The organism is Vibrio sp. 1580, assembly GCF_033340055.1.
Map to the genome: position 1 here is coordinate 1 of NZ_JAWOVT010000299.1, position 696 is coordinate 696.

The following is a 696-nucleotide window of genomic DNA, read 5'->3' on the forward strand; positions in this document are numbered from 1 at the left end:
CAGATTACATCACTGGCGCTGGTATCGATGCAGATCGCCTGACAGTGAAAGGTATGGGTGAAGAGAATCCAGTCGCTGACAACAGCACTCGTGAAGGTCGTGAGAAAAACCGTCGCGTAGAAGTTGTGGTTCCTTCGTTCGAATACCAAGAGATGGTTCAACCATAATCTGAATGTTCACACATTCTCATCAAAAGGGGTGCGCTTGCACCCCTTTTCACTTTCAGGATTTTTGGATTTTTGGATTTTTGGATTTTTATAAAGGAAATGAAATCAAGAAATGAAGATTCAAGCATCGTCCATCGATAGTAAGCACTTATCTCTTCGGATAAAAAACGAGATTATTTCCTTCGACCATGACACAGTCCATCCCAGCAGAATGAGCTGCACGTTTACCCAATTCTGTATCTTCAAAAACCAGACAGTTTTGCACGTCAATCCCTAATCTATCTGCGGCTAATAGAAAAGTATCCGGACAAGGTTTGTGATTTTCGACATCACTAGCCGTCACAACGGCATCAAGCTTGTCGATCAACCCTGCATGACTGAGCAGACGCATCGCACTTTCTCGCTGACTTCCCGTTCCGACCGCAATTTTCTTTTGGCCTAAATATTCGTCAAGAACAATGCCACGGCACTGGATGACCTCGCCCTGCAATTCCATCGCGGCAAACGTCTCCATTTTGAATTTCGAAAC

General features: G+C 44.5%; 1 protein-coding gene and 1 pseudogene. One reads left to right on the forward strand and one right to left on the reverse strand.

Annotated features, from left to right (window positions below; translation table 11 throughout):
- Window positions 1–167 (forward strand): annotated as a pseudogene (locus tag R7093_RS25645) (OmpA family protein); the annotation flags it as partial.
- Between the two features lie 148 nt (window positions 168–315).
- Here the strand turns inward: R7093_RS25645 and R7093_RS25650 are convergent.
- Window positions 316–696 (reverse strand): HAD-IA family hydrolase (locus tag R7093_RS25650; RefSeq protein WP_318147074.1); only part of this gene is annotated, 381 nt, incomplete at its 5' end.